This window comes from Streptomyces sp. N35 (assembly GCF_016464295.1).
Lineage (GTDB): Bacteria > Actinomycetota > Actinomycetes > Streptomycetales > Streptomycetaceae > Streptomyces.
Window position 1 is genome coordinate 81,248 of sequence record NZ_JAEIMH010000019.1, and the last position, 23,939, is coordinate 105,186.

Sequence of the window (23,939 nt, forward strand, 5' to 3'; positions counted from 1 at the left end):
GGGGGAGAAGCACCGCCACCCTGCCGAGCCCCCCGCGGGAAGCCGCCGGGGGGGGCTCGGGGCCGCGGCGGCGGGGGCTGCGATCTGTGTCACCGCCGCTCCGGCGGATGGCGTGGATACTTGGTTGGTATGTCCACTGTTGTCCGGTCTCGTCGTGTGCTGCGTGTCCTGAGTGCGGCCGTCGCCGCATGCGGTGTCGCGCTGCTCATGGCCTGCGGCCGGCCGGACGGACTGCACGTACAGGGGCCCGCGATATCGCCTTCGCCGCAGAAGGGTCCGGTGTACGTCGCCGACGCCATGGGGCAACCTCTGCGCCGGCCGACCTCCGTGGGCCTGAGCGAACTGGTCACCGTCAGCGACCTCAAGTGGAGCAGCTGGGGCGGCTCCACCGCCGTGGCCACCGGGAAACTGGGCGGGGCCTGGTGTCTGCCGGGGTGCGAGAAGGAGCTGTACGACGTGACCGTCACGCTCAGCGGGCTGCAGCAGCAGGAGCGCGTCGCCTACTACCGGCGCGCCAGCGTCGTGCCCGACGATCCCGCGAAGCTGCCGCCCGAGGCCGTGAAGGTGCAGCTGCAGGCGATCCGGCTCACCGTCCCGGTGTACTGAGCGCCCATGGGACTGCGTACGAAGATCGGTGCCGCGATCGCGGGCACGGCCGCCCTGGTGGCCGTCGTGATCGGCGTCCTCGTGCACCACCAGACGGTGGGCGCACAGTACGACGCCGCCGTCCAGCAGATCGGCGACCGGCTGCAGACCGCCGTACAGGACCACGCGGCGGGCGTCGACGGCGGCAACTCCCTGATCAACCCGCCCGATCTGCCCGAACCGCTCGGCAAGGCCGTCGAGGAGGGGAGATGGGGCGTCTACCTCGACCGTGACGTCAAGGGGCCGCCGCTGCTGTGGGCGGCCAGCAAACAAGGGAACGCCGTCGTCGCGTTGAGGCGCTCGTACGACAGGGAGACCCGGACCCTGCGCGATCTGGACCGGGTGCTCTGGATCTCCGGAGCCATCGGCACCGCGCTCGGCGGCCTGGCCGGGCTCGCCGTCGCGACCCGGCTCGGCAGACGGCTCACCGCCTCCGCCGACACCGCGCAGCGCATCGCGGACGGCGACCTCACCGCACGCCTCGAACCCCGCGGCAAGGACGAGGTCGCCAAACTCACCACCGCCGTCAACACCATGGCCGACGCCCTCGCACGCCGGATCCAGGCCGAGCGCGAAGTGACCGCGAACATCGCGCACGAACTGCGCACCCCCGTCGCCGGCATGGTCACCTCCGCGGGACTGCTGCCGCCCGGCCGGCCCTCCGAGCTTGTCCAGGGCAGCGCGCAGCGACTGCGGGAACTCGTCGACGACGTCATCGAGGTGGCACGGCTCGACGCGTCGAGCGAGACCGCCGAGACCGAGCCGCTCGCCTGGGGCGACCTGGTGCGCAAGGCCGTACGGACCGTGGCCGGGCCCGCCGACGGAGTCGAGGTCGTCGTCGTGCGCGACGCCGAGGTCGAGACCGACCCCCGGCGCTTCGAACGCATCGTCGCCAACCTCGTCAGCAACGCACTGCGGCACGGCTCCGCGCCCGTACGCGTCGAAGCCGAGAGCGGAGTGCTCCGCGTGTACGACAGCGGCCCCGGGTTCCCCGAGCAGATCCTGCGGGCCGGGCCCCAGCGCTTTCGCACCGGAGCGCGTGAGACGGGCCTCGGCCTCGGGCTCACCATCGCGCTGGGCCAGGCCCAAGTGCTCGGCGCGCGGCTGCGGTTCGCGAACCTCCCGGACTCGGGCGCCCTGGCCGTACTGGATCTGCGCAGTGCCGTCGTCGCCGAGGACGCCGCCAGGGACGCAGCCCGGGACGCCGCCCGGGATCAGGACAGCGGCTTGTCGTAGCAGCGGCTGCTGTCATGGAAGCGGTAGTGGCCGACCTTGGCGCACGGCGCGTACCCGCTGGACGCGTACAGGGCGATCGCCTCGGGCTGCTCGATCCCCGTCTCCAGGACCATGCGCGTACGCCCGCGGCCACGCGCGTCCTCCTCGAGCAGCGCCAGGATCCGCCGCGCCAGACCCAGACCCCGCGCCTCGGGCACCACATACATCCGCTTCAGCTCGGCGTCGCCGTCCGCATAGCCCTGGTCGTTCGCGTCCTGGGTGCGCCAGCCGCCGGTCGCGACCGGACGGCCCTGCTCGTCGTACGCGATCAGATAGAGGCCGGCGGGCGGGACGAACATCCCGGCGTCGAGCGGGGTGGCATCGCCGTCACCGTCGCCGTAGCGCTCCACGTATTCCAGCTGCACCTGGTCGTTGAGCTTGATCGCGTCGGGGTGGTCGTAGCGCGTCGGCTGAATGTTCATGCGTCTCATCGTACTTCTATGCATCAGGTGGGATGGGTCCTGACCAGTGTGCCGGTATCGTGCCGGGGTGCTGACTGTGACTTCCGTGAACGTGAATGGCATCCGCGCCGCCGCCAAGAAGGGCTTCACCGAGTGGCTCGCGGAGACCGAAGCCGATGTCGTCTGCCTGCAGGAAGTGCGGGCCGAGGCCGACCAGATCCCCGAAGAGGTACGCGCCCCCGAGGGCTGGCACGTCGTCCTCGCCCCCTCCGTGGCCAAGGGCCGTGCCGGTGTCGCGCTCTACTCGCGGCGGGCGCCCGAGCGGGTGCAGACCGGGTTCGGATCGGACGAGTTCGACGCGAGCGGGCGCTACGTCGAGATCGATCTGCCGGGCGTCACGGTCGCCAGTCTGTATCTGCCCTCGGGGCAGGCGGGCACCGAGAAGCAGGACGAGAAGTACCGCTTCATGGGCGAGTTCCTGGCCTATCTGAAGGAACTCAAGACGCGCGCCGCCGCCGACGGGCGGGAGGTCGTGGTCTGCGGCGACTGGAACATCTGCCACCAGGAAGCGGACCTCAAGAACTGGAAGACCAACCGGAAGAGCGCCGGATTCCTGCCGGAGGAGCGCGAGTGGCTCGGGCAGGTCTACGAGGAGTACGTGGATGTGGTGCGGGCCCTGCATCCGGGGGTTGAGGGGCCTTACAGCTGGTGGTCGTACCGGGGGCGGGCCTTCGATAACGATGCAGGATGGCGCATTGACCTTCACGTCTCGACGCCGGGGCTCGCGGAGCGGGCGGTGAAGGCGTTCGTGGAGCGGGCCGCCACACATCCCGAGCGGTGGTCGGATCATGCGCCGGTGACGGTCGTCTACGGGAGCTGACGCCGGTGGCCGTGCGCTGTGTTCTCAACGCCAGGGGTCGAGCGCCTGTTTGCCCCGGGTCCGGCCTGATGCGAGCTGCCGCAGTACGGAGCTGCCGTCGGACAGGGCGTGGATCCGCGGGGTGCCCGGTGGGTAGACGCCCTCGGCGATGAGGTCGGTGAGCGCGGCGAGCAGCGAGCGGTAGAGGGCTGGGGCCGCGCTCGCGAGCGCGCCGATGTGCAGGCCCTTCAGCTGGACCTGGTGCGTGAACACCAGCTCGTGGGTGCTCACGGTCGCGTCGCCGGAGGCCGCGCCGTAGACGACGACGCGGCCGGTGAAGGGCTTGGTGACCGCCAGGCTGGTAGCGAACGTGGAGCGGCCCACCGATTCGAGGACCAGGTCGACTCCGCCGCTCAGGCGGTCGATCTCCGGCGCCAGGTCGGAGCGGCCGCTGTCCAGGACGTGGTCGGCGCCGAGTGCCTCGAGCGTCGCGTGCTTGCCCGGTGATGCCGTGGCGATCACGCGCGCTCCGAAGTGGCGGGCGAGGCGGACGGCCGCCTGGCCCACGCCTCCGGCCGCCGCGTGGATCAGGACCGTCTCGTCCTTCTCGATCCGGCCCAGCGGCTTCAACGCCGCAAGGGCGGTGGCCCAGTTGAGCACCAGGCCGAGCGACTGCGCGTCGGACCAGCCGGCGGGCACGGGCAGGGCCTGCGCGGCCGGCATCGTCATGTACCGGGCGAAGGCGCCCGGTCCGGTGCCGACGACATGGGTGCCGGGCGGAAGTGGGTGCTCGATGTCCGGCCCCGCTGCCAGGATCTCGCCCGCGGCTTCGAAGCCGGCCGCATAGGGGGCCTCGGGGCCGCCGGCATAGGTGCCGTGCGTCTGCATCACGTCCGCGAAGTTCACGCCCGCGGCGCCCACGCGGATCAGATACTCGCCGGGGCCCGGGGCGGGGAGCGGCTGGTCCGTGAGCAGAGTCAGGTCTTGTGGTCCGCGGTGCGAGGTCTGGACGAGGCGTCGCTGGGTGAGGTGCTCGGTGCTCTCCGGACTCTCGGTGCTCTCCGGACTCTCGGTGCTCTCCGGGCTCTCGGTGCTTTCCGTGCCTTCCGCGCTCTTCATGTTCTTCATGCCGGGAACGTACGAGCCTCACGCAGGTGGCAAGGTCAAGTCCCGCTCAGCGAGGGCCCGGACGGGCGGCGGCCTGGCGGAGGTACGCGTCGAGGGCTTCCTGCTGCTCGACGAGTCCGGCGATCCGCGCGGCGACACGGTCGCGATAGCGCTCCACTTCGCGCAGGAACTCCGCGTCCGCCCCGCTCGCGTCCGTGCCGGACGGTGGCAGCACCTCCCGGATGAGCCGCACGGGCAGCCCGGACTCCAGGAGCGAGCGGATGGTGCCGACGCGGTCGAGCGTGGAGCGGCAGTAGTCGCGGTATCCGTTTCCGTGGCGCCCCGGGACGATCAGTCCCTCGTCCTCGTAATGCCGCAGCGATCTGGCGCTCACACCGCTGACCCTGGCGGCCTCACCGATCCTCATGCTCCGCTGCAACGCGCGTGAGCTGCCCGCTCTTCCCCCGCCGGCCCCGCCCTTCCCTCACCGGCCCCGCTCTCCCCCGACCAGCCCCGCTAGCCCTCCTCCGCCGCCAAGCGCCGGTCCAGGGCCAGTGAAAGCTCCGCCTCCACCACGGCCTTCGCCAGCGGGCGGAGCTTTTCCATGTTCTCGTCCTGGGTGTACGTACGGATCGTGGTGAGGAACAACTCGGCCAGGGCGTCCGCGTGTTCGCGCACCCGGGCGCCCGCCTGCATGACCTCCGCGAGCGGTACCCCGGCGCGTACGAGCGCGGTCGAGGCGTCCAGGAGGCGGCGGCTGATGTGGACGATCTCGTCGCCGTCGGGGGCGAGATAGCCGAGGTCGAGGGCGGCGGCGAGGTTCTCGGGGGTGACCTCGCCGGCGAACGCGTCGGCCAGTTCCTCGGGGCTGAGCCGGACCGGGGTCTCCTCGGTCGGCTGGATGCCGAGGATCTCGCCGACGTCGCGGCCGGACTCCAGGGCCTCGTTCAACTCCGCGATGACCGACAGGGTGTGGCCGCGCTCCAGCATCGCCGCGATGGTGTGCAGCCGGGCCAGATGGTGCTCGTCGTACCAGGCAAGGCGCCCTTCGCGGCGCGGTGGCGGGATCAGTCCGCGCTCGCGGTAGAAGCGCAGGGTGCGCACGGTGATGCCGGCCGCTTCGGCGAGTTCCGTCATGCGGTACTCGCGGACCGCCGCCCGACCGCTGTGCGCCTTCGGATCGTTAGCCTTCTCCGCCACGTCAAGCACCCTATGTTGTACCGCCGGTAACTTATCCCTCTCAGCCCCTACCCATGAGTACGGAGCTGCTCTACTCTCCCCACTATGCCAGTAGTTACTGGCACAGTCGTGTACTTCGGGAGGCGGGCTGCATGGCCGGGCGTCAAGGTGAGCACGAACACGAGCATGTACGGGTGGCGGTGATCGGATCCGGCTTCGGCGGGCTCGGGGCCGCCGTGCGGCTGCGCCGTGAGGGCGTCACGGACTTCGTGGTTCTGGAGCGGGCCGGCCGCGTCGGCGGGACCTGGCGGGACAACAGCTATCCGGGCTGCGCGTGCGATGTGCCGAGCCATCTGTACTCGTTCTCCTTCGCACCCAACCCCGAGTGGCCGCGCACCTTTTCGGGCCAGGAGCACATCCGGGCGTATCTGGAGCATGTCGCCGACACCTTCGGTCTGCGGCCGCACATCCGCCTCGACTCCGAGGTCAAGCACATGCGGTGGGACGCCGAGCGGCTGCGCTGGGAGGTGGAGACGAGCAGCGGCACGCTGACGGCCGATGTGGTCGTCTCCGCCACCGGACCGCTCTCCGACCCCAAGATCCCGGACATCGCGGGCATCGACACCTTCGAGGGCAAGATCTTCCACTCCGCGCAGTGGGACCACGACTACGACCTGCGCGGCAAGCGGGTCGCGATGATCGGGACCGGGGCGTCCGCGATCCAGATCGTGCCGGAGATCCAGAAGGAGGTGCGGCGGCTCACGCTGTTCCAGCGCACCCCGCCGTGGGTCCTGCCGCGCGCGGACCGCGCCATCAGCGGCGCCGAGCGCTGGCTGCACCGGCAGCTTCCCTTCACGTCCAAGGCCAGGCGCGGACTCCTGTGGGGCATACGGGAGTTGCAGGTCCAGGCGTTCACGAAGCGGCCCGATGAGCTGGGTCTCATCGAGTCGCTGGCCAAGCGCAACATGTACCGGGCGATCAAGGACCCGGTGCTGCGCGAGAAGCTCACGCCCACGTACCGGATCGGCTGCAAGCGGATCCTGCTCTCCAACACGTACTACCCGGCGCTCGCGCAGCCCAATGTGGACCTCGTGGCCAGTGGGCTCGCGGAGATACGGGGCAACACCCTCGTCGCCGCCGACGGCACCGAGACCGAGGTCGACGCGATCGTCTTCGGCACCGGCTTCCACGTCACCGACATGCCGATCGCGGACCGGGTGACCGGGGTGGACGGGCAGACGCTCGGTGAGAGCTGGAAGGACGGGATGAAGTCGCTGCGCGGCGCGACCGCGGCCGGCTTCCCCAACTGGATGACGATCATCGGGCCCAACACCGGGCTCGGGAACTCCTCGATGATCCTGATGATCGAGTCCCAGCTGAACTACATGGCCGATTACGTACGGCAGTTGGACACTCTGGGCGGCCGCGTCGCGCTCGCCGCCCGTCCGTCCGCCGTGAACGCCTGGAACCGGCGTGTGCAGGACCGGATGAAGCGGACCGTGTGGAACACGGGTGGCTGCAACAGCTGGTACCTGGACGAGAACGGGGTCAACACCACCGTCTGGCCCGGCACCACCACCGAGTTCCGGTCCGCCACGCGGCGGGTCGACCTCGCCGAGTACGAAGTCGTGAGGCCGCCGAAGCCGGCGGAGACCACGTCGAAGCCCCGTACGGAAAAGGTCGGCGCGTGAGCAGACTGATGCATGTGACCTCCGGGCCCTACGCCCCGCCCGTCGCCGCCCGTGAACTGGCCGCCGTATCGACCGACGGCTCCCGGCTGCATGTCGAGGTGCACGGCCCGGACGGTGCTCCGGCCGTGGTGCTCGTGCACGGCTGGACCTGTTCGACGGCCTTCTGGGCCGCGCAGATACGGGAGTTGGCGCGCGATCACCGCGTCATCGCGTACGACCAGCGCGGCCACGGACGCTCACCGGCGCCCGCGGGGCCCACCGGCTACAGCGTGGGCGCGCTCGTCGACGACCTCGAAGCGGTGCTCGCCACCGCGCTCGAACCCGGTGAACAGGCCGTGCTCGTCGGGCACTCCATGGGTGGCATGACGCTGATGGCGGCGGCCGGGCGGCCCAAGGTCGCCGAGCACGCGGCCGCGGTGCTCCTGTGCAGTACGGGCACGGTGCGCCTCGCCGCCCTGTCCAAGGTGATCCCGCTGCGGGCGGGCCGGCTGCGCACCCGCCTGACCCGCGGGCTGCTGCACTCCGCCGCGCCGCTCGGGCCCGTCACTCCGCTCGCCCGCCGGATCATGCGGTACGCGACGATGGGCCCCGGCTCCTCGGCCGTGAAGACCGACGCCTGCACCCGGATCGTGCACGCCTGCCCGCGCAGGGTGCGCCAGGGGTGGGGACGCGTGCTCGCCGCTCTGGACATCGAGGCGAACGTCGCCAAGCTCACCGTTCCCACCGCGGTGATCGTGGGGACGGCCGACCGGATGACCCCGCCCGAGGCCGCGGAGGCCATCGCGGCGGCGCTGCCCGACTGTGTGGACTTCGCCCGGCTGCCGGGGATCGGCCATATGACGCCCGTGGAGGCACCTGACCTGGTCACCGCGCAGATACGCCGGCTCGTCGCCGCCCACGCCCTTGCACGCACCACCCACGCCGAAGTGAAGGAGGGGGCATGAGCAAGGTAGCCCTCGAAGGACAGGTCGCCGTCGTCACCGGAGCGGCGCGCGGCGTCGGGGAACTCCTCGCCCGCAAGCTCTCCGCGCGCGGCGCGAAGGTCGCCCTGGTCGGGCTCGAGCCCGAGCTGCTCAAGGAGGTCTGCTCGCGGCTGCACACCGAAGCGGACTACTGGCACGCCGACATCACCGACCACGAGGCGATGGCGCGCGTCGCCCAGGAGGTGAAGGAGCGCTTCGGCAAGGTGGACATCGTGGTCGCCAACGCCGGCGTGGCGGCGGGCGGTCCGCTCGTCGACGCGGACATGGCGGCGTGGCGGCGGGTGATCGAGGTCAATCTGATCGGGTCGGCCGTGACCGGGCAGGCGTTTCTGCCCGTCCTGATGGAGTCGCGCGGCTACTTCCTGCAGATCGCCTCGCTCGCGGCGATCACGCCCGCGCCGATGATGTCCGCGTACTGCGCGTCCAAGTCCGGGGTGGAGGCCTTCGCGCACAGTGTGCGGGCCGAGGTCGGCTACAAGGGCGTGAAGGTCGGTGTCGGATACCTGTCGTGGACGGACACCGACATGGTGCGCGGTGCGGACGAGGACGATGTGATGCGGGAGTTGAGGTCGCGGCTGCCGTGGCCGTCCAACAAGACGTATCCGCTGGGTCCTGCCGTGGACCGGATCGTGGCGGGGATCGAGCGGCGCTCGGCGCATGTGTACGGGCAGTGGTGGCTGCGCGGGATGCAGTCCATCCGCGGATACCTGCCGTCGGTGATCGGGACGGTGGGGGCACGCGAGATGAAGCGGTTCGAGGGCCGGCTCGGGGATGCGAAGCGGGGGCTTGTCGGGGCAGGCGGGGCCGCGGATGAGAAGGCCCGCAGTGAAGCGTGAGCCGATGTAGCGGGGGATGACCCGCGGCAAAACCCGAGGGGGGACCCCGGGGTCCGGGGGGGCCCCCCGGGGGCCGGGGGGGGGGGGGCCCGGGGGCCGGGGCCGCGGGACACCCCGGGGGGGCGCGCCGGGGGGCGGGGGTCCCCCCTCGGTGCGCAGTGTGCGGTGCGCTCAGTGTTCAGGACCGGTCAGCTGTCGTAGTCCTGGTCGAACTTGTCCTGCATGGCCTGGCCGGCTTCCTGGGCCTTCTCGCGGCCCTGCTCGGCGGCCTGCTGGCCGCGCTCCGACGCCTGGCCGAACTGCTCCTGGGCGGACTCCGAGGCCTCACTGGCCTTGTCGGAGCCTTCCTGTCCCAGACCCTTCGCGCGGTCCTGGAGCTCCTGCGCCTTGTCCTTGAACTGGTCCTGAATGCCCATGAGATTTCACTCCTGAGGTGGGTGAGGGGATTGGGCCTCGACCAGCGTTACACGCTCGGACATTCCTCGCATTTCGATCTCCGTCACGCTCTGTCAGGCCAGGCGCCCCAAGGCCTCCGGGCCCACGGCACATCACAGACGGGGCGGCAACTCGGGACGGCGCCGGTCCGGTACCGCGGAGTAGTCCGGCGGGACGGCGGCCGGGTCCTGGTCCAGGAGCTCCAGGGCGATCGCCACCGCGTCGTCCAGCTGGGCATGGCGGCCCTCCGCCCAGTCCAGGGGCGTGCGCAGCACCTCGACGTCCGGCTCCACGCCGTGGTTCTCCACGGACCAGCCGTACTCGTCGAACCAGGCCGCGTTCATCGGCACCGTGATGACCGTGCCGTCGCCCAGCTTGTGCCGCCCGGTCATGCCGACCACGCCGCCCCAGGTCCGCTGGCCGACCACCGGGCCGAGCCCGAGCAGTTTGAACGCCGCCGTGATCATGTCGCCGTCGGACGAGGTCGCCTCGTCCGCGAGCGCCACGATCGGGCCGCGTGGGGCACTGGAGGCATACGAGACCGGCTGGGCGTCGCGGGTCAGGTCCCAGCCGAGGATCGAGCGGGTGAGCTTCTCGACGACGAGCTCGCTGATGTGGCCGCCCGCGTTGCCGCGCACGTCCACGATCAGCGCGGGCCGCGAGACCTCCATGCGCAGATCGCGGTTGAACTGGGCCCAGCCCGAGCCGCCCATGTCGGGGATGTGCAGATAGCCGCACCTGCCGTGGCTCAGGTCCCGTACGACCTCACGGCGTTTGGCCACCCAGTCCTGGTAGCGCAGCGGCCGTTCGTCGACCAGCGGGACCACCGCGACCCGGCGGGCGCGGCCCTCGCCCTCGGCGGGCGTGAAGGTCAGCTCGACCGTGGTCGCGCCCGTGCCCGCGAGCAGCGGATAGGGGCCCGCGACCGGGTCGACCGGGCGGCCGTTCACATGGCTCAGTACCGCGCCTTCGCGCAGGCCCTGGCCGGCCAGCGGGGAGCGGGCCTTGGAGTCGGAGTTGTCGCCGGGCAGGATCCGCTTGATCACCCACTGCCCGTCCCGGCAGACGAGGTTCGCGCCGAGCAGCCCCTGCGCGCGCTGGTAGTGCGGTGGCCCCTCGTTGCGGCGGGCCGGGGTGACGTACGCGTGCGAGGTGCCGAGTTCGCCGAGCACCTCCCGTAGAAGATCCGCGAACTCGTCCGGGGACGCGACGCGTTCGACGAGCGGCCGGTACTGGTCGAGCACCGCCCGCCAGTCGATGCCGCACATCTTCGGCTCCCAGAACAGGTGCTTGATGATGCGGCCGGCTTCGTCATAGGCCTGGCGCCACTCGTGGGGCGGGTCGACCTCGTGCACGATACGGCGCAGATCGATCCAGACCGTCGAGTCGCTGTCGCCGGTCTCCGTGGAGGGCACGGCCCGCAGATCCCCCTGGTCGACGACCACGAGACGGGAGCCGTCGCCGCTGAGCGCGAACCAGTCGAGGTCGCCGACGAGTTCGGTCTTCTTCGCCTTGGTGATGTTGAAGTATTCGAGCGTGGGCTGCCCCGAGGTGTCGTCCGGGTTGGCGAAGGTCTCGCCGAGGGCGCCCGAGATCGGCCAGCGCAGCCAGACCAGGCCGCCGCCGCTCACGGGCGCGAGCGAGGAGTACTTCGAGGCCGCCACCGGGAACGGCGTGACGCGGTCGGGAAGGCCCTCGATCTCCACCATCACCGTGCCGTCGCCCGCGTTCCCCTCGACCGGATCGAGCCCGCCCGCGGCCGGCCGCCCGTCGGGAAGCAGCGCGAAGGGCGACGGGGTCGCCGACGACAGCGGTACGAGATACGGGCGGCAGCCGAGCGGGAAGGACAGGTCGCCGGTGTGCACGTCGTAGACCGGGTCGAAGCCGCGCCAGGACAGGAAGGCGAGGAACCGGCCGTCGCTGGTGAAGACCGGATTCTCGTCCTCGAAGCGGCCGTTGGTGACATCGATGATCGAACGGTCCTTGATCCGGGCCATCTTGATCTGCCGCAGCGTCCGCCCGATCCCGGGATGCGACCAGGTCAGCCAGGCGCCGTCCGGTGAGAAGGCGAGGTCGCGCACCGGCCCGTTGATGGACCGGATCAGCTCGGTGACCTCGCCGTTGGACTCCTCGGTCACATCGATGAGGAGGAGGCGTCCGTCGTTGGAGGCGATGGCGATCCGCTCGCCGTCCGGGTCCGAGACCAGTTCCTGCACCCGTCCCACCTCACCGGAGGCGAGGCGGCGCGGGGAGCGTTCGCCGCTGGCGCGCGGCAGATAGGAGATCTCGACGGCGTCCTCGCCGTCGGCATCGGTGACGTACGCGACCTGCCCGTTCGTGCCCAGCATCTCCGGCAGCCGCACCCGTACGCCCGGGGTGTCGACGATGGTGCGGGCCGGCCCGTCGCGGTGGGTCAGCCAGTACAGGCAGCCGCGGATGCACACCGCGCTCGCGCGTCCCGTCGTGTCCACGGAGATCCCGTCGACATGGTTCGCGGCCGGCACCTGGTACGAGCGCCGCCCCACCCGCGGCCCGCCGAGCCGCACCTCGAGCCGCCGCGGCCGGGCCTGCGCGGACAGGTCGTCCACGAGCCATACGTCACCGGCGCACTGGTAGACGACCCGCTCGCCGTCGCTCGAGGCGTGCCGGGCGTAGAACTCGTCGTGGTCGGTGTGCCGCCGCAGATCCGTGCCGTCGGGCGTGCAGGAGTAGAGGTTGCCGACACCCTCGTGGTCGGAAAGGAACGCGATCCGGTCGCGGACGAACATCGGCGAGGCGATATGCCCGCCCAGGTCTTCGAGCAGCCGCTTGCCGTGCAGCCAGAGCCGGCCCGTGGCGCCGCCCCGGTAGCGCTTCCAGGCGGCCGGTTCGTGCGGCGGTTTCCCGGTGAGCAGCAGCGTCTGCTGCTGGTCGTCCATGACGCTGACCGCGATGTCGTTGACCGGACCCCAGGGCATCTTGCCGCCGGGGGAGCCGTCGGTGGGCACGGTGTAGGCCCAGGAGAAATACGAGAAGGGCTGGCCGTGGCTGGCCACCGCCAGGATGTCCCCGTCAGGCGACCAGCCGCACACCCGGGTGTCGGTGTTCCCCCAGTACGTGAGGCGCTGCGCGGGCCCGCCCGCGACCGGCACCACATGGATCTCGGGGTCGAGGCTGCGCCAGGTCGTGTACGCGATCCGCGTACCGTCCGGCGAGAAGCGCGGGTGGCTGACCCGGGTGCGGTCCACGGTCAGGCGCCAGGCCCGCTCGGGGACCGCACCCTCGGGCGTGATGGGGCTCAGCCAGAGATCGTCCTCGGCGGCGAAGCACAGGAGACTGCCGTGGAGGTGCGGGAAACGGAGATACGCAGCAGAGTCGCTCACCTACTCATGCTTTTCCGCTGAACGGGGCCCGGCAACTCGGAGTCAGTGCCCGACGGGAGTGGGCGTCGTCTGCGTCCTGCTCAGAAACCGCGTCAGGCGCGCGCTGTCGAACTGGAGCACCGCGACCCCCTGCGCCGTGTGGAACTCCACCACCGTCGCGACCCGGCCGCACGGCCAGACCCGGGCGGTCCCGCTGCCCGCGGGGGCGGTCATGCCCTGTTCCAGGACCTCGCGGGGCAGCGACCAGCCGGGAGCGTCCTCGTTCAGGACCACGATCCGGACCTCGCTCTCGGGCGAGTAGCGCAGCGCGACCCGCACCGCGCGGTGGGTGTCACCGCTGTCCGCGTCCGTGACGAGATGGGCCCGGGTGCAGACCTCCACCGTCGCCGGGGTGCGCTGCTCCTGGTCCATCGAGACCGCTCCTCACACTCGTCCATCCCGTACGTCACGCCTGCCCACGCACGTGCGAGACATGGCCCACTGAGACGAGGCACACGGCCCGACGGACGCGACCCCAAAGCAATTATTGCTTTATGCCCTTTTATGTCGCATATAACCCTTGCTGTCTGCGGGCGTTACCTGTGGCCGGGCCGCTCTTGCAAGGCATTCGCAAGAAGCCACTATCATCGAACGGTTCACCACCCGCAGAGGGAGCGCCCGCCATGCATGTCCCCGACGGATTCATCAACGCACCCGTATCGGCCGCCGCCGCGGTCGTCGCCGCCGGAGCGGTGGCCGTGTCCCTGCGGGGTGCGCGCCGGGAACTCGACGAGCGGACCGCGCCGCTCGCGGGCCTGGTCGCGGCCTTCATCTTCGCCGTGCAGATGCTGAACTTCCCCGTCGCCGCCGGCACCAGCGGGCATCTCCTGGGCGGGGCGCTCGCGGCGATCCTCGTCGGACCGTTCACGGGTGTGCTGTGCATAGCCGTGGTCCTGCTCCTGCAAGGTGTGCTCTTCGCGGACGGCGGTCTGACAGCGCTCGGCGTGAACATCACGGTCATGGGTGTGGTCACCGCCGTCGTCGCCTACGCGCTCTTCCGCGGGCTGCTGAAGGTGCTCCCGAAGAAGCGCCGCTCCGTCACCGTCGCCTCCTTCGTCGCCGCGCTGGTCTCGGTGCCGGCCGCGGCCGCCGCGTTCGTCCTCGTCTACGCGGTCGGCGGGACCACCGATGTGCCGCTCGGCACCGTCTTCACGGCCATGGTCGGCGTGCACACGCTGATCGGCATCGGTGAGGCCGCGATCACCGCCGCGACCGTCGGCGCCGTGATCGCGGTGCGGCCCGACCTGGTGCACGGTGCGCGCGGACTGACCGCCCCGCTCAAGCTGCGCGTCGGCGGCGAACTGGTCGACGCCGAGCCCACCGTCGTCCAAGGCCCCGTCCGCTCCCCGCGCAAGGTGTGGATCGGCGGCCTCGTCGCCTCCCTGATCCTCGCGGGTTTCGTCTCCTTCTACGCCTCCGCCGACCCCGACGGCCTGGAGAAGGTCGCCGCCGACAAGGGCTTCGACAAGGGCGCGGAGGGCCGCGAGCACGCGAGCGCCGACTCGCCGCTCGCCGACTACGGCGTCAAGGACGTGGACGACGCACGGCTTTCGGGCGGCCTCGCGGGCGTGATCGGTGTCGGTGCCACGGCGCTCGTGGGCACGGGCGTCTTCGTGGTCGTCCGCAAGCGGCGCACCTCGGGGGCCGGGGCCTCGGCGTCCCGTACGCCGGAACAGGTCTGACGTGGGCGCGGGCCACGCGCACAAGCTCTACCGGCACGGGCACTCGCCCGTGCACGCGCTGCCGCCGCACTGCAAGCTCGCCGCCGTCTTCGCCTTCGTCGTGGTGGTCGTCTCGACCCCGCGCGAAGCCGTCTGGGCCTTCGGGCTGTACGCGGCCCTGATCGGCGTCGTCGCGTACGCGGCCCGTATCCCGGCCGGCTTCCTGCTGAAGCGGCTGCTCATCGAGGTGCCGTTCGTGGCCTTCGCGGTGCTGCTGCCGTTCGTCGCGCAGGGCGAGCGGGTCGAGGTCGCCGGTCTCTCGCTGAGCGTCAGCGGCCTGTGGGGCGCCTGGAACGTGCTCGCCAAGGGAACGCTCGGCGTCGCCGCCTCCGTGATCCTCGCCTCCACCACCGAACTGCGCGAACTCCTGCTCGGCCTGCAGCGGTTGAAGCTCCCGCCGCTGCTCGTGCAGATCATGTCCTTCATGATCCGGTACGGCGATGTCATCACCGACGAGCTGCGCCGGATGCGGATCGCCCGCGAATCCCGGGGCTTCGAGGCGCGCGGGGTGCGCCACTGGGGCGTGCTCGCCAAGACCGCGGGCGCCCTCTTCATCCGCTCGTACGAGAGAGGCGAGCGGGTTCATCTGGCCATGGTCAGCCGGGGATACGCGGGGTCGATGCCCGTGATCGACGAGGTGACCGCCTCGCGCGCCCAGTGGTCGTACGCGCTCACACTGCCCGTCTGTGCCCTGCTCGTCTGTCTGTTGGGATGGTTCCTGTGACGGCTTCCGTGAACGTGTCCGAGACGCCCTCGCTCGATGTGCGCGGCCTGGCGTACGCGTACCCGGACGGCCATCAGGCCCTGTTCGGCGTGGACTTCGGCATCGGGCGCGGGGAGCGGGTCGCGCTGCTCGGACCGAACGGTGCGGGCAAGACGACCCTCGTGCTGCATCTCAACGGGATCCTCGGCGGGGGAGCGGGCGCGGTCCAGGTGGCCGGGGTGCCGGTGGTGAAGGCGAACTTCGCCGAGGTACGGCGCCGGGTCGGGATCGTGTTCCAGGACCCGGACGACCAGCTGTTCATGCCGACGGTCCGCGAGGACGTCGCCTTCGGCCCGGCCGCGGCGGGGCTGCGCGGCGCCGAGCTCGAGGCCTGCGTCCACAAGGCCCTGTCCCTGGTGGGGATGGAGAGCTTCGCGGACCGGCCGCCGCACCATCTGTCGTTCGGTCAGCGGCGCCGTGTCGCCGTCGCGACCGTGCTCGCGATGGAGCCCGAGATCCTCGTCCTCGACGAGCCGTCCTCCAACCTGGACCCCGCATCGCGGCGTGAACTGGCCGACATCCTGCGCTCGTTGGACGTCACGGTCCTCATGGTCACCCACGACCTCCCGTACGCACTCGAACTCTGCCCGCGCGCCCTGATCCTCAGCGAGGGCGTCATCGCGGCGGACGGTCCGACCGGGGAGCTGCTCGCCGACGAGGAGCTGATGCGGGCGAACCGTCTGGAGCTGCCCTTCGGGTTCGACCCGCGGTCGGTGCGGGCCGGGGCCTGAGCGCCGCTGCCGGTCCCGTACGGGCCGGGCCTGAGCGCCGCTGCCGGTCCTGTGCGGGCCGGGGCCCGAGCACCTGTCCTGATCCCGTCGGCCCCCGGAATCGTGCGGGACCGGTGCACGTTGCACCATGGTGACCGGCCGGTCCAGGAAGGTCCGGGCGGTACGGAATGGAGCCAGTCACGTGAACGGGGTCGAGGCCGAGGTCCAGGGCACGGTCGAACCGGGCTGGGAGGGCGTCAGGGACGCCTTCGTACGCAACTTCGCCGAGCGCGGTGAGCACGGCGCCTCCGTCGCCGTGTACCGGGACGGGCGGCCCGTGGTCGACCTGTGGGGCGGCACGCGCGACGTCGACGGCACCGAGCCGTGGCAGCGGGACAGCGTGCACCTGATCCGCTCGGCGACCAAGGGCGTGGCCGCGGCCGTCCCGCTGCTGCTCCACCAGCGCGGCCAGCTGGACCTGGACGCCCCGGTCGGCGCGTACTGGCCCGAGTACAAGGCGGCCGGCAAGGACCGCACCCGCGTACGGCAGCTGCTCGCGCACCGGGCGGGCGTGCCGGTGCTCGATGTGCCCGTCCCGTTCGAGGACCCGGAGGCCGGACCACGCGCGGTCGCGGCGCAGACGCCGGTCTGGGAACCGGGCACGGACCACGGCTACCACCCGCATACGTACGGCTGGTTGATCGGCGAGCTGGTGCGGCGGGTCACCGGGCGCAGCCTGGGCCGGTGGCTGGCCGAGCAGGTCACCGGGCCGCGCGGCATCGACCTGTGGATCGGACTGCCCGACGCCGAGCAGCACCGCGCGGGCACCGTCACGCGCGTCGAGCCGCCGGCCGTCGGGAACGGGCTGCGGCTGCGCCCCAAGCGCGCCGTCGCCGAGGCGTACGCGGACCCCGGCTCCCTGACCCGCCGGGCCTTCGCGTCCCTGGCGCCCACCGACGAGAACGCCCCGGCCTACCGCGCCGCCGAACTCCCGGCGACGAACGGCATGGCGGGCGCCCGCGCGCTGGCCACGTTCTACGCCTCGCTGATCGGCCCCGTCGACGGGCACCGGCCGCTGTTCGTGCCGGCCACGGTGGCGCTCGCGCGTACCGAGGAGTCGGCGGGACCCGACCGCACGCTGGTCGTCAACACCCGCTTCGGACCCGGGTACATGCTGCACGGGTCCGCGTCCCCGCTGCTCGGCCCGTCCTCCTTCGGCCACCCCGGCCGGGGCGGACCGCTCGGTTTCGCGGACCCGGACTCGGGGATCGCCTTCGGGTACACGACGAACGGTCTGCACAAGGGCGTCACGGCGGATCCCCGGGCCCAGGCGCTGGTGCGGGCGGTCCGGGCGGCCCAGGCGACGACCGGGTAGCGAAACCGACTCGCGTGGCCGGTACACCGACCGCTAGCGTGCGCCCATGAGTGCATCGCAGCCCGCCGCGCATCCCCGTTTCGCCGAGGCCCTCACCGCACTGGGCCTCACCGACGTACTGGCCCAGGTCCGCAGCTTCCCGGACGCCACGCGTACCGCCGCCCAGGCCGCCGAGGCCATCGGCTGCGAGCTCAGCGAGATCGTGAAGTCGCTGATCTTCGCCGCGGACAGTGTGCCGGTCCTGGTCCTGATGGACGGGGCGTCGCGGGTCGACATGGAGCTCGTACGACGGGAGTTGGGCGCCGAGAAGGTCACCCGGCCGAACGCCGACGTCGTGCGCGAGACCACCGGATACGCGATCGGTGGAGTGCCGCCCTTCGGCCACCGCACGAAGACCCGCGTCCTCGCCGACCGCGGACTGCTCGACCACGCGGTGGTCTGGGCGGCGGCGGGCACCCCGCACACGGTGTTCCCCATGGACCCCAAGTCCCTGATCTCGTATGCCGGCGGCTCCCTGGTGGACGTGCGCGAAAACCCCGCCTCGTGACGCCGGTGGTCGCGGCGGCCGTCGTCCTGGCGGCCGTCACGCACGCCTCCTGGAACGCGATAGCGCACCACATCAAGGACCAACTCCTCGCGTTCACCCTCCTGTCGGGCGGCGGAGCGCTCATCGGCGGTGTGCTCGCGTGCTTCGCGCCGCTGCCCGCGGCCGGGGCCTGGTGGGCGCTCATCACCTCGGCGCTGCTGCACATCGCGTACCAGGCCCTGCTCATGCGGTCGTTCACGCTGGGCGACTTCGGGCAGATGTACCCGATCGCGCGCGGCAGCGCACCGCTCGTGGTGACGGTGGTCGCGGCGCTCTTCCTCGACGAACGCATCGGCGGGCTGCAGCTCGCGGGCGTCGCGGTGGCCTGCGCGGGCCTGGTGGGCCTCGCCCTGTGGGGCATCCGCGGCAGCCGCCCGCACTGGCCCGCGCTGCTCGCCGCGGTCGCCACGGGCCTGTCGATCGCCGCCTACACGGTGGTCGACGGCGTGGGCGTGCGCGCGTCCGGCACACCGCTCGGCTATATCGCGTGGCTGATGATCCTCGAAGGCCTCGCGATCCCGGCGTACGCGCTGATCCGCCACGGCCGCCAACTCCCGTCCCTGCTCAGGCCGTACGCGGTCCGTGGCCTGTTCGGCGCGGGCCTGTCCGTGCTCGCGTACGGCCTCGTCCTGTGGGCCCAGACCCGCGCGCCGCTCGCGCCCATCGCGGCGCTGCGCGAGTCGTCGATCATCGTGGGGGCGGCGATCGGGGCGGTGTTCTTCAAGGAACGGTTCGGACTGCCCCGGATCGCCGCCGCCGGCGTGATGGTGGTGGGGATCGGGCTGATGCTGGGCGCCGCGTAGGAGTTCCTCCGCCTACGGCTTGAAGTACTCCGACATCACATCGCCGACCCACTCCGGCTGCGAGACGTTCTCGGGCAGGAACTCCCGCATCACCGGCTTCACATCGATGACCGGCGTGCCCGTGACGGCGTCCAGGCCGACGACCGTCAGCTCGCGGCCGCGGACCGACTCGATGGCGCAGGAGGTCACGCCGATGCGGTTCGGCCGGCGCGGGGCGCGGCCCGCGAAGACACCGAGGAGCGGCAGGTCGGTGCGGCCCCGGTAGAGCTGGGGCTCGCGGTAGTCCTCGCGCTCGGGGAGCTGGTCGAAGACGAAGAGGACCTCCACATGGGAGAAGCCCTCGAGTCCCTGCAGACAGGCGTCGCCGAAGCGCTCGTCGAAGATGATCGTGGAGCGGACGGCGCCCCAGTGGTCGGAGTTCTGGACGTCCGTACGCTCGTTGCGGACCGTGCCTACCGGTGTGAGCTCGAAGGTCGTCATGACCCGAGGCTAGGCGCCCGTCCCGTCGGACGGGCGCGCTGGCCGCTATCCGTCCCGTCGGACGGGCGCCCTGGCCACTATCCGCCCCGTCGGACGGGCGGCCTTGGCAGCCGCTATCCGCCCACGGCCCGCAGCACCGCGGCCACCAGCGGCCCCGAGGACTTGCCGCCGCGGCCGCCTTCCTGCATCACCGCGGCCGCCGCAGTGTCACCGCGCCAGCCGGTGAACCAGCCGTTGGGCTTCTTCTGGCCGTCGACCTCCGCCGAGCCGGTCTTGCCGCCGATGTCCCCGCCGAGCGAGGCCATCGCCTCGGCCGCGGAGCCGTTCGTGGCGGTGTACGCGAGGAGTTCGCGCAGCTGCGCCGCGACCTTCGGGTCGAGCGTGCGCGAGGCCGTGGCCAGCTGCCGGCCGTCGGCCTCGGGCGAGACGAGGTAAGGCTGCCTGAAGACACCGGTCTTGGCGGTGGCGATGACCGAGGCGACATTCAGCGGGTTCATCCGGACCCCGCCCTGCCCGATCAGCGAGGCCGCCTTCTGCGCGGCCTGCTGCACCGGCACCGCACCGTCGAAACTCGGCACACCGATCTGCCAGTTGCCGCGCCCGAGGCCGAAGACCTCCTGCGTCTGCTTCGTCAGATCGCCGTCACCGAGCTTGTCGGCCTGCGAGATGAAGGCCGTGTTGCAGGACGCGGCGAAGCTGGAGCGGAAGGTGCCGCCCTTGATCTCGAACTCCTCGACGTTCTGGAACTTCCAGCCGCCGGACGTGAAGTACTTGGGGCACGGATGCGGCTTGTCGATCCCCGCGAGGCCCTTCTCGAGGAGCATCGAGGCCGTCACGATCTTCATCGTGGAGCCGGGCGCGAGCGAGCCCTGCAGAGCCACGTTCATGCCCGACGGGTTGGAGTTCGCGGCCGCCAGGATCTCGCCCGTGCTCGGCTTGAGCACCACGATCGCGGCCCGGCTGCGCGAGGCGACCTCACGCTCGGCGGCGGCCTGCGCGGCCGGGCTGATGGTGGTCTTGACCGTGCCCGGCGTGCCCTTCGAGAGCGTGAGGAGCGTCTTGTCTGGCAGCGCCTTGCCGTCGTCGCTCCCGCCCTTGGTGTCCTTGGTGTCCTTGGTGTCCTTGGGACCCGTGCCGGGCTCGGCGCGCACGATCTGCAGCTCGATCCCCGCGCTGCCGCCCGCCTTGTCACCGAACTTCTCGCGCAGCCCGTCGAGCACGCTGCCGAGCGAGGGGTACTTCTCCGCGGTGATCTCCCCGCCGTTGCGGTCCACCGCCTTGATCGGGGGTGTGCCCGCCTCGCCCGCGCGCAGGATGTCGCCCGGCTTGAGCCCCGGGTGCACCACGGACGGCTGCCAGTCGACGACCGGCTTGCCCGCCGTCGTCCGCACCACGGTCAGTTCGGAGTCATACGCGTAGGGCTTGGACTTTCCCTCGTACGAGACCGTGGCCGCCACCTTGAACGGCACCTTGGGGCCCGCCTTCTTGCCCGGCGTGAACGTCACCCCGGTCAGATGGGCGTCCTTCGCGTACGAGGCGAGCGCGGCCTTCGCCGCCGCCGCGTCGTCGGTGAGCCGGGCGGCGCCCGCGGCGTCACCCTTCGCCCACGCGGCGAGGAACTGCTCGGTGGTCTGCTCGACCTCCGCCGCCGACAGCGGCTTGGCCTGCAGCTCCTTGGCCGTGAGCGGCTCGTCGCCGGAGCCGTCGGAACCGCCGCCGACGAGGGCGTAGGCGGTGATACCCACACCTGCGACCACGGCACCGGCCGTGACCGCGATCAGCGCGACCTTGGTCTCCTTGGCCATGCCGTTCTCGTTGCGCATGGCCTTCGTGCCCGCGCGCCCTCGCTTGCCCACCGGTTCCTCCGCCTTGCCCTGCGGTGCCTAGCTGTTCGGGCACCCTATAGGGCTTCTGTGACTGTGGTTGTCCGGGTTGATGGGCGGGGGGCGGGGGGGGCCGGGCCCCGCCCCTCCCCGGCGAGCGGGTCAGGCGCCCCCGCGCCGCACTGTGGCGACGATCGGGCCGGCCGACTCGCCGCCGCGGCCACCCTCGACGACGACTGCCGCGACGGCGATATCCCCGCGGAACCCGGCGAACCAGCTGTTGGGCTTGGTCTGACCGGCGACCTCCGCCGATCCGGTCTTGGCGCCGACGTCGCCCCCGAGCCCGCCGACGGCGGTCGCCGCGGGACCCGACCGTGCCGTCGTGCGCATCATCTGGGCCAGCTGGGGCGCCGTGCCCGGCGAGATGCCGCTCGCACCGGCCCGCTGCACTCCGTACGAGGAGTCGACGATGACCGGCTGGCGGAAGGCGCCGCCGCCCTGCACGGTGGCGACGATGGACGCCATGTTCAGCGGGCTCATCTGAACCACGCCCTGACCGATCGCGTTCGCACCCCGGTCGGAGGTGTCGGCCGGCGGCACCGAGCCGTCGTACGACGGAATGCCGGTCTGCCACTCGGCGCCGATGCCGAACTTCGCCGCCTCCTGGGTGAGCGAGTTGTCGTTCAGGCTGTCGTGCGCGATCCCCTTGATGAAGCCGGTGTTGCACGAGCGCGAGAAGTTCTCGGCGAGCGTGGCGTTCTCGTTCGGCGCGAGACCAGGCAGATTCCCGAAGGTCTGGCTGCGATACGGGATCGTATTCGGGCAGGGAATCCTGGTGCCCGGCCCCGCGACACCGTTGTCGATGAAGGTCGCAGCCGTCACGATCTTCATCGTCGAACCGGGCGCCAACCGTCCCAGGAAAGCGGTGTTGTTGCCGGGTTCCTGATTGGCCACCCCGAGCACCTGCCCGGTGCTCGGCTGGATCGCCACCACCGACGACTTGGCCTTGCTCCGCACGGCCTGCTCGGCCGCGGCCTGCACCTTCGCGCTGAGCGTTGTTTTGATCTTTCCCGGCTCGCCCTTCTGCAGCGTCACCAAGGTCGTGTTGTACGCGGTCGCGTCGGCGCGCTCGATCCACAGCTCGATGCCGGGCTTGCCGCCGGCCTTGTCCTCGTAGCGCTCCCGCAGCTGGTCGAGCACCGGGCCGAGGGACGGGTACTTGTCGCGGTCGAGCACCTTGCCGTCGCGGTCGACCGCCTCGATCTGCGGGGTGTCCGCCTCACCCACCTCGAAGGTGTCGTCCTTCTTCAACAGGGGATGGACGACGGAGGGCTGCCAGTCGACCAGCGCCCTGCCGGTGGTTTCCCCGCGTACGACGGTCAATTTGCTCTTGTACGCAAGGGGCTTGGACTCCCCCTCGTGCGCCACCGTGGCCGAGACGGAGAAGGGCACGCCGGCACCGCTCGCCTTGCCCCGCTCGATCTTCACCTTGGTGATGTCCGCGGCCGCGAACGAGTGCAGCGCCTTGCCGGCCGCCACGGGGTTGTTGGTGAACTCGGCCGCCGCATCGGCTTCCCCGTTCTGCCAGCTCTTGAAGAAGCCCTCGACGGTCTTCTCCACTTCGGCGCCGGTCACCGGGCCCGCCGTGGGAGCGGAATCCGCGCTCGTGGACCCCCCGGTCACCCCGTTGTACAAATTGAAGGCCCCATACCCGGCAATTCCCACCATCACGGTGAAGACCCCGCCGACCAGGCCCGTCTTGACTCCATTGCGCATGGCTGCGCTCCCCTCCCCAGGAGTCCTGAACCCGTTCCCCCGTATGGCGTGTTGAACGTGTTCAGGAAGTTATGGAGAGCAGCTTAAGCGCTTGCTGTGACGGTGCGGGGCGACAACAGGTCTCGAATCGCTATACCCAGGTGTCGAACCACATCCGCGCCCGCCAGGAATCCACCGGAATGGTGTAGATCGGTGTAGATCGGCGGCCCGGCCTTCGGGCGTAGACGCTTCTCCTTGATCGGAGAACGAGGAAGCCCCGGCGGATGCGCGGGGGCTGAGGCGCTGAGCAGTGCGTTGGTGTCTCTGCAAGGTTTCTTCAAGGTCTGATCTGCAGGGTGTCGTCCGCACTCCATCCCGCTGCGTGCGCTGGGCGGCGAACGGTGGATCGACACGAAGCAGACTGAGGGGTACGCAGATGAGCCTTCGTACGACAGCTCGTGGCGCCACAGTGACGATTGCCTTCTTGGCCGCTGCCGCGCTCGCGGTGAGTGCGTCCCCGGCTTCCGCGAAGATTTCTGATGGTTACGTCCGGGGGTATGACGCGTTCCGCGGAGACTGGAGTGATGAAGGAGTTCTCTCCACCACTGAGAATTCTGTCTCCAATGCTGTCTGCCTGTGGCAAACAATCCTCTGGGTGGAAGGTGTCAAGGAGACTGACGGAACCGCTTTCGACCGCGGCGACATCGATGGCCACTTCGGAGCCAATACGAAACGGGCCACACAGCATCTGCAGGCACAGCCAGGTTGGGATCTGGCCGACTCCTGGGGCGAGGCCGACGGCAGAGTTGGCCCGAACACATTCGGCGAGGCCGACGATTACCTGGTGAAGAGCGGCGGGTTTGAAGACCGCGACAGGACGCTGTTCCTGACCTACAACAGCGGGCGGGCCACATTTGACCTGTACCGCAATGCCAGCGGCATCTACTGGTTCAAGATCGACGACAGCTACCCGTGGCAAGCAGCCACTTATGCGTCCGGCACCACTACCTGCGACTGACGAAGAGAAGGCGGGCGGCACGGCGCCCGCCTTCTCCCCTCCCAGCTTCCCCCCGGTGTCGGACCACAACCCCCCCCCCCCCGAATCCACCCG

23 protein-coding genes are annotated in these 23,939 nt (G+C 71.0%); 13 read left to right on the forward strand and 10 right to left on the reverse strand.

All coding sequences use genetic code 11. The features are described from left to right. The first annotated feature begins 129 nt into the window (after nucleotides 1-129). Nucleotides 130-606, forward strand: a complete 477-nt coding sequence (locus JAO81_RS13335; RefSeq protein ID WP_199548036.1) for a hypothetical protein — start codon at nucleotides 130-132, stop codon at nucleotides 604-606. A 6-nt stretch (nucleotides 607-612) separates the two neighbouring features. Continuing rightward, a complete protein-coding gene (locus JAO81_RS13340) occupies nucleotides 613-1,881 on the forward strand; it encodes a HAMP domain-containing sensor histidine kinase (RefSeq protein ID WP_199548037.1) in 1,269 nt (422 codons plus the stop codon). On the opposite strand, the gene JAO81_RS13345 is transcribed toward JAO81_RS13340, so the two are convergent. Next, nucleotides 1,860-2,342, reverse strand: coding sequence for a GNAT family N-acetyltransferase (locus JAO81_RS13345; protein ID WP_199548038.1), 483 nt, complete (start codon nucleotides 2,340-2,342; stop codon nucleotides 1,860-1,862). The genes JAO81_RS13340 and JAO81_RS13345 overlap by 22 nt on opposite strands. 67 nt (nucleotides 2,343-2,409) lie before the next feature. Between JAO81_RS13345 and JAO81_RS13350 the strand changes: the two genes are divergently transcribed. Then, nucleotides 2,410-3,201 carry an exodeoxyribonuclease III gene (locus JAO81_RS13350; protein ID WP_199548039.1) on the forward strand — a complete coding sequence of 264 codons (792 nt, stop codon included), beginning with the start codon at nucleotides 2,410-2,412 and terminating at the stop codon, nucleotides 3,199-3,201. A gap of 24 nt (nucleotides 3,202-3,225) precedes the next feature. Here the strand turns inward: JAO81_RS13350 and JAO81_RS13355 are convergent, their stop codons facing one another. The 3 genes from JAO81_RS13355 to JAO81_RS13365 form a co-directional block, all read right to left on the reverse strand. After that, complete coding sequence (locus JAO81_RS13355; RefSeq protein ID WP_233415302.1) at nucleotides 3,226-4,308, reverse strand: zinc-binding dehydrogenase; 1,083 nt, start codon at nucleotides 4,306-4,308, stop codon at nucleotides 3,226-3,228. Nucleotides 4,309-4,354: 46 nt separating this feature from the next. Continuing rightward, nucleotides 4,355-4,714 (reverse strand): MerR family transcriptional regulator, encoded by a 360-nt coding sequence (locus JAO81_RS13360; protein WP_199548040.1) that lies wholly within the window; start codon nucleotides 4,712-4,714, stop codon nucleotides 4,355-4,357. Between the two features lie 89 nt (nucleotides 4,715-4,803). Continuing rightward, nucleotides 4,804-5,424, reverse strand: coding sequence for a MerR family transcriptional regulator (locus JAO81_RS13365; protein WP_199548066.1), 621 nt, complete (start codon nucleotides 5,422-5,424; stop codon nucleotides 4,804-4,806). Nucleotides 5,425-5,618: 194 nt separating this feature from the next. On the opposite strand from JAO81_RS13365, the gene JAO81_RS13370 reads away from it, so the two are divergent. Genes JAO81_RS13370 through JAO81_RS13380 form a run of 3 tightly spaced genes read left to right on the forward strand, consistent with a single transcriptional unit; the run spans nucleotide 5,619 to nucleotide 8,976 of the window. Beyond that, complete coding sequence (locus JAO81_RS13370) at nucleotides 5,619-7,157, forward strand: NAD(P)/FAD-dependent oxidoreductase (RefSeq protein ID WP_199548041.1); 1,539 nt, start codon at nucleotides 5,619-5,621, stop codon at nucleotides 7,155-7,157. Further along, nucleotides 7,154-8,101 carry an alpha/beta fold hydrolase gene (locus tag JAO81_RS13375; RefSeq protein WP_199548042.1) on the forward strand — a complete coding sequence of 316 codons (948 nt, stop codon included), beginning with the start codon at nucleotides 7,154-7,156 and terminating at the stop codon, nucleotides 8,099-8,101. Before JAO81_RS13370 ends, JAO81_RS13375 begins: the two co-directional genes overlap by 4 nt. Then, the gene (locus JAO81_RS13380; protein ID WP_199548043.1) at nucleotides 8,098-8,976 is read left to right on the forward strand and encodes an SDR family oxidoreductase; all 879 of its coding nucleotides are present in this window, start codon (nucleotides 8,098-8,100) and stop codon (nucleotides 8,974-8,976) included. The genes JAO81_RS13375 and JAO81_RS13380 overlap by 4 nt, the downstream gene beginning before the upstream one ends. 188 nt (nucleotides 8,977-9,164) lie before the next feature. On the opposite strand, the gene JAO81_RS13385 is transcribed toward JAO81_RS13380, so the two are convergent. The 3 genes from JAO81_RS13385 to JAO81_RS13395 form a co-directional block, all read right to left on the reverse strand. Further along, nucleotides 9,165-9,392, reverse strand: a complete 228-nt coding sequence (locus tag JAO81_RS13385) for a hypothetical protein (RefSeq protein ID WP_199548044.1) — start codon at nucleotides 9,390-9,392, stop codon at nucleotides 9,165-9,167. Nucleotides 9,393-9,524: 132 nt separating this feature from the next. Beyond that, complete coding sequence (locus JAO81_RS13390) at nucleotides 9,525-12,773, reverse strand: S41 family peptidase (protein ID WP_199548045.1); 3,249 nt, start codon at nucleotides 12,771-12,773, stop codon at nucleotides 9,525-9,527. Nucleotides 12,774-12,815: 42 nt separating this feature from the next. Beyond that, on the reverse strand, nucleotides 12,816-13,184 hold the full coding sequence (locus JAO81_RS13395; protein WP_199548046.1) for an SsgA family sporulation/cell division regulator: 369 nt from the start codon (nucleotides 13,182-13,184) through the stop codon (nucleotides 12,816-12,818). A gap of 251 nt (nucleotides 13,185-13,435) precedes the next feature. On the opposite strand from JAO81_RS13395, the gene JAO81_RS13400 reads away from it, so the two are divergent. The 6 genes from JAO81_RS13400 (at nucleotide 13,436) to JAO81_RS13425 (ending at nucleotide 18,770) form a co-directional block, all read left to right on the forward strand. Continuing rightward, nucleotides 13,436-14,494 (forward strand): energy-coupling factor ABC transporter permease, encoded by a 1,059-nt coding sequence (locus JAO81_RS13400; protein WP_199548047.1) that lies wholly within the window; start codon nucleotides 13,436-13,438, stop codon nucleotides 14,492-14,494. Between the two features lies 1 nt (nucleotide 14,495). Then, a complete protein-coding gene (gene cbiQ / locus JAO81_RS13405) occupies nucleotides 14,496-15,257 on the forward strand; it encodes a cobalt ECF transporter T component CbiQ (RefSeq protein ID WP_199548048.1) in 762 nt (253 codons plus the stop codon). Further along, nucleotides 15,245-16,027, forward strand: coding sequence for an energy-coupling factor ABC transporter ATP-binding protein (locus JAO81_RS13410; protein ID WP_199548049.1), 783 nt, complete (start codon nucleotides 15,245-15,247; stop codon nucleotides 16,025-16,027). Before cbiQ ends, JAO81_RS13410 begins: the two co-directional genes overlap by 13 nt. A 181-nt stretch (nucleotides 16,028-16,208) precedes the next feature. After that, nucleotides 16,209-17,381 (forward strand): serine hydrolase domain-containing protein, encoded by a 1,173-nt coding sequence (locus tag JAO81_RS13415; protein ID WP_307813340.1) that lies wholly within the window; start codon nucleotides 16,209-16,211, stop codon nucleotides 17,379-17,381. A 46-nt stretch (nucleotides 17,382-17,427) separates the two neighbouring features. Continuing rightward, a complete protein-coding gene (locus tag JAO81_RS13420; RefSeq protein ID WP_199548051.1) occupies nucleotides 17,428-17,928 on the forward strand; it encodes a YbaK/EbsC family protein in 501 nt (166 codons plus the stop codon). Beyond that, nucleotides 17,925-18,770, forward strand: coding sequence for a DMT family transporter (locus JAO81_RS13425; RefSeq protein ID WP_199548052.1), 846 nt, complete (start codon nucleotides 17,925-17,927; stop codon nucleotides 18,768-18,770). Before JAO81_RS13420 ends, JAO81_RS13425 begins: the two co-directional genes overlap by 4 nt. A gap of 12 nt (nucleotides 18,771-18,782) precedes the next feature. Here JAO81_RS13425 and JAO81_RS13430 read toward each other — a convergent pair whose 3' ends face one another. The 3 genes from JAO81_RS13430 to JAO81_RS13440 all read right to left on the reverse strand — a co-directional run bounded on the left by JAO81_RS13430 (nucleotide 18,783) and on the right by JAO81_RS13440 (nucleotide 22,849). Beyond that, nucleotides 18,783-19,250 (reverse strand): SAM-dependent methyltransferase, encoded by a 468-nt coding sequence (locus JAO81_RS13430; RefSeq protein WP_199548053.1) that lies wholly within the window; start codon nucleotides 19,248-19,250, stop codon nucleotides 18,783-18,785. A 113-nt stretch (nucleotides 19,251-19,363) separates the two neighbouring features. After that, nucleotides 19,364-21,073: a penicillin-binding transpeptidase domain-containing protein gene (locus JAO81_RS13435; RefSeq protein ID WP_199548067.1), complete on the reverse strand. Its 1,710-nt coding sequence runs from the start codon at nucleotides 21,071-21,073 to the stop codon at nucleotides 19,364-19,366. A gap of 162 nt (nucleotides 21,074-21,235) precedes the next feature. Continuing rightward, nucleotides 21,236-22,849, reverse strand: coding sequence for a penicillin-binding transpeptidase domain-containing protein (locus JAO81_RS13440; protein ID WP_199548054.1), 1,614 nt, complete (start codon nucleotides 22,847-22,849; stop codon nucleotides 21,236-21,238). A gap of 415 nt (nucleotides 22,850-23,264) precedes the next feature. On the opposite strand from JAO81_RS13440, the gene JAO81_RS13445 reads away from it, so the two are divergent. Then, nucleotides 23,265-23,846 carry a peptidoglycan-binding protein gene (locus tag JAO81_RS13445; RefSeq protein ID WP_199548055.1) on the forward strand — a complete coding sequence of 194 codons (582 nt, stop codon included), beginning with the start codon at nucleotides 23,265-23,267 and terminating at the stop codon, nucleotides 23,844-23,846. Nucleotides 23,847-23,939: the final 93 nt, after the last annotated feature.

Bases quoted from the DNA above. Each gene is read 5' to 3' on its own strand.
- JAO81_RS13430 (WP_199548053.1), bottom strand. From the start codon at position 19,250: ATGACGACCTTCGAGCTCACACCGGTAGGCACGGTCCGCAACGAGCGT.
- JAO81_RS13410 (WP_199548049.1), top strand. From the start codon at position 15,245: ATGGTTCCTGTGACGGCTTCCGTGAACGTGTCCGAGACGCCCTCGCTC.
- JAO81_RS13435 (WP_199548067.1), bottom strand. From the start codon at position 21,073: ATGCGCAACGAGAACGGCATGGCCAAGGAGACCAAGGTCGCGCTGATC.
- JAO81_RS13335 (WP_199548036.1), top strand. From the start codon at position 130: ATGTCCACTGTTGTCCGGTCTCGTCGTGTGCTGCGTGTCCTGAGTGCG.
- JAO81_RS13360 (WP_199548040.1), bottom strand. From the start codon at position 4,714: ATGAGGATCGGTGAGGCCGCCAGGGTCAGCGGTGTGAGCGCCAGATCG.
- JAO81_RS13395 (WP_199548046.1), bottom strand. From the start codon at position 13,184: ATGGACCAGGAGCAGCGCACCCCGGCGACGGTGGAGGTCTGCACCCGG.
- JAO81_RS13340 (WP_199548037.1), top strand. From the start codon at position 613: ATGGGACTGCGTACGAAGATCGGTGCCGCGATCGCGGGCACGGCCGCC.
- JAO81_RS13365 (WP_199548066.1), bottom strand. From the start codon at position 5,424: ATGACGGAACTCGCCGAAGCGGCCGGCATCACCGTGCGCACCCTGCGC.
- JAO81_RS13380 (WP_199548043.1), top strand. From the start codon at position 8,098: ATGAGCAAGGTAGCCCTCGAAGGACAGGTCGCCGTCGTCACCGGAGCG.
- JAO81_RS13345 (WP_199548038.1), bottom strand. From the start codon at position 2,342: ATGAACATTCAGCCGACGCGCTACGACCACCCCGACGCGATCAAGCTC.
- JAO81_RS13440 (WP_199548054.1), bottom strand. From the start codon at position 22,849: ATGCGCAATGGAGTCAAGACGGGCCTGGTCGGCGGGGTCTTCACCGTG.
- JAO81_RS13385 (WP_199548044.1), bottom strand. From the start codon at position 9,392: ATGGGCATTCAGGACCAGTTCAAGGACAAGGCGCAGGAGCTCCAGGAC.
- JAO81_RS13355 (WP_233415302.1), bottom strand. From the start codon at position 4,308: ATGAAGAACATGAAGAGCGCGGAAGGCACGGAAAGCACCGAGAGCCCG.
- JAO81_RS13370 (WP_199548041.1), top strand. From the start codon at position 5,619: ATGGCCGGGCGTCAAGGTGAGCACGAACACGAGCATGTACGGGTGGCG.
- JAO81_RS13400 (WP_199548047.1), top strand. From the start codon at position 13,436: ATGCATGTCCCCGACGGATTCATCAACGCACCCGTATCGGCCGCCGCC.
- JAO81_RS13445 (WP_199548055.1), top strand. From the start codon at position 23,265: ATGAGCCTTCGTACGACAGCTCGTGGCGCCACAGTGACGATTGCCTTC.
- JAO81_RS13420 (WP_199548051.1), top strand. From the start codon at position 17,428: ATGAGTGCATCGCAGCCCGCCGCGCATCCCCGTTTCGCCGAGGCCCTC.